We start from the raw sequence: 2,976 nt of genomic DNA on the forward strand, positions 1-2,976 counted from the left end.
TCCGTCGATCATCATTCCGATGCGTGGCCCACAAGTGCTCGATCTCCATGAACACAACGAGAAGGACACGACACAGCTGTCTGACCGGATTGCCGGGCACTTGCGGGACCACCTAGCGAGTGTGGGGAGCGAGGTCCAGTACGCGATCGGCGTCGATGTGATTGGGATCGGGCGTGGGGTGCGCGACCAATTGGTCAACGTGCAGAAATTGCGGGTGTTTTCGATCGATGTCTCGCAAAAGCCGTTGAACGAGGGCCGGTATCATCGCCTGCGGGATCAAATGTACTGGGAACTGCGGGAAGGGTTCATGGATGCGCTGGAAATCAGCCTCCGGATCATGAAAAAAGGTCAGCCGGTGACGGATGATGAGTTGATCGGGCAGTTGACGTCGATCCGGTGGGCGGAAGTCGATGGGAAGATCAAAATTCAAGGGAAAGGGCTCTCGTCGGGGATTCCGCATGTGCCGCCGTTGGCGAATTCGCCGGACAAGGCGGACGCATTGGCGATTGCCTGGTGGTTGTATAAGCACTGTACGTCCAAGATGCCGCCCGGGCAACGCCGGATGCGTCGGCAGCGGAACGCGAATACGGATGCGGCGTTGTTGGGGTTCCGATCGATGGCGGCGAGAATGGGAAGGGGACGATGAGACGACTCGAGGTTCGTTGCTGCTGTCAGCCGCAAAAGGTCTTGGGATCGCTGCCAGTGCCGGCAGATGTGGACTCGAGGACTTCGTTGACCTATCCAAAGATCTCAACGATGCCGATTGGATGGTTTCGTGCTGGCGACTTGCGAATTGAGACTAGACATCTCCCGGTGGCATGGATTCGGGTGTCTGGAGAGGCATCTCCTCGGCTGGCGATCAAGGCGGAAGGGATGACGATCGAAGAGCTACGAGAATTGCATGGATTTCAAGAGGTAGGTCGATGACAGGTGGAGAGGGGGTGGTGATCCGTGAAGGGCAAAAAGAAGAAGGGCAAAGGGGGCAAGTGCTAACCTTCAAGCAGAAGCATGAGATCCGTGAGCTGGCGCGGAAGGTCAAGGGGACCTACGTCCAGCTCATGCGACTCTGCAAGGAACTTGACATTCCACTTCCATCGTGATACTGCACAAGTACGCGTGCTAGCACTCGGTTGACCGTGTCAGTCCCCGCCGTTTTCGGCGACCTGCTGACAGGATTGCTTATCCTGTATGGCGACGGCCGCACCCCAGAAAAAATCCCGCTACTACGACAAGCTGGCCTCTGCCTCGGAGAAGGACAAGCTCGACTTTCTCGTCGATTCGGTTCGGAACGAGGACGAAGACTGTATCCGGTTGCGCCTGCACCGCATGGTCTACGAAGCGGTCAATCATCCGCTCAGGACCATGTACGAGCTCGAAAGCTCGCTGAATTATCAGTACACCGAAAACGAATTCTATACTGAAGCGGAGCTGGCCCAGTTTCTCGAACGTGGCCAACCGCCGACGCGACGCAATGAACTGACGCCGATTCTTGAGCGGATCGCCGGGCAGTTTATTCAAACGCGGCAGGTATGCAGCTTCCTCGGGCGCAATACGCCGGCCGACGACGGAGTCGGCGCGGTGCTCCAAGACACGCAGCGGTGGATTGATCAGACCAACCTCGCCGAGTTCGAGGAACAAGACCAGACCTGGGATGGGCTGGTCGGCGGGGTGGGCTGGATCAAGGCCTGGATCGAGCGGAACGAGCTCGGGCAACCCTGCGAGAAGTTCAAGAGCCGCAATCCCTTCACGATTTTCAAAGATCCCTACTCCCAGCGGTATGACCCGAACGAAGATGCGAAGTACATCTGCGAAGGCGCATGGATGGACGTCGAGGACGCCATTGAGCGCTGGCCGGACAAGGAAGATGAACTCCGGAACTTGACCGTTTCGAACGGGCTGGAGTTTTTCGGTGGATCAGCGGTCGACCCGTCGCTGTTGAATGACACCTACATGCAGAACTTGCCGACTGGCGGGCCGGTGCTCTCCGGAAACGGGCAGCGTCGACGCGTGCGGCCGTTCGAGGTCTGGTACAAGCGCAAGGTCAAGCTCTACTACATTTTCAAGGATGATGGCGTGCTCGCCGTGCCGGTGCCCGTCGACAACGACGAAGCGAAGGCGATCCTGAAGGACCTGAAAGGCTCCGACGGTGTCTACGCCGAGCCGGTGTGGAAAGAGCGGATGTATGTCGGGGTCATTCTCGGGAATATCCTCATCCATCATGACGTCTCGCCGCACGAAACGAACCGCTTCCCCTATGTGCCGTTTTACTCCGGCCTCAAGAAGAACGGGGCGCCGCTGGCCCTTGCGAGCCGGCTGGTGCCGATCGTCGAATCCATCAACAAGCGGGAAAGTAAGGCGCTGGCGCTGCTGACGAACCGGCAGATCGTTGCGGAAGAGAATTCCTTCGACGATTCCGAAATCCTGCAGACCGAGCACGCGAAGCCGGATGGGTTTCTGGAGGTCAAGGAAGGCGCGATCTCGGGCAATCGGATTCTGTTCCGCGACAATTTGGACATGGGCCAGGCACAGCTCGCGCTGCTCCAGGAGGATAAAGACGCCATTCGCCGGGTGTCTGGCCAGGGCAACGAGTCGATGGGGATGCCGTCCGAAGTACGTAGCGGGCTCGGGATCGCGAAAAAGCAGGCCATGGGGAACCTGATTGTGCTCCCGATGCAGAACAACCTGCGTCGGTCGCGGTACATGAAGGCGCGGCTCTCCTACGAATATACGAAGCAGTGGCTCACCGAGGAGATGGCGTTTCAGATCACCGATGATCCGAACGCGCCGCGTACCGTTCAGATTACGAAGAACCATATCAAGGCCCTCAAGGAACGGCTCTACGATCTCGTCATTACGGAGACGAAGGACTTCACGGTCTTGCGGGAACAGCAGGCCGAAATGCTGCTCCAGGCGATTCCAGCGCTGGCGCCGCTGGGACCGGCTTACATGAAGCTCGGCATTCAATTGACCGAGCTC

General features: G+C 58.3%; 3 protein-coding genes. All 3 read left to right on the top strand.

The features are described 5' to 3' along the window. A partial coding sequence (locus KF784_19950) for a hypothetical protein (protein MBX3121335.1) occupies positions 1 to 646 on the top strand: 646 nt, incomplete at its 5' end. A gap of 277 nt (positions 647 to 923) precedes the next feature. Beyond that, positions 924 to 1,100: a hypothetical protein gene (locus KF784_19955; protein ID MBX3121336.1), complete on the top strand. Its 177-nt coding sequence runs from the start codon at positions 924 to 926 to the stop codon at positions 1,098 to 1,100. Between the two features lie 88 nt (positions 1,101 to 1,188). Then, a partial coding sequence (locus KF784_19960) for a hypothetical protein (protein ID MBX3121337.1) occupies positions 1,189 to 2,976 on the top strand: 1,788 nt, incomplete at its 3' end.

The organism is Fimbriimonadaceae bacterium, from assembly GCA_019638775.1.
Classification (GTDB): Bacteria; Armatimonadota; Fimbriimonadia; order Fimbriimonadales; family Fimbriimonadaceae; genus JAHBTD01.

Bases quoted from the DNA above. Each gene is read 5' to 3' on its own strand.
- KF784_19955 (MBX3121336.1), top strand. From the start codon at position 924: ATGACAGGTGGAGAGGGGGTGGTGATCCGTGAAGGGCAAAAAGAAGAA.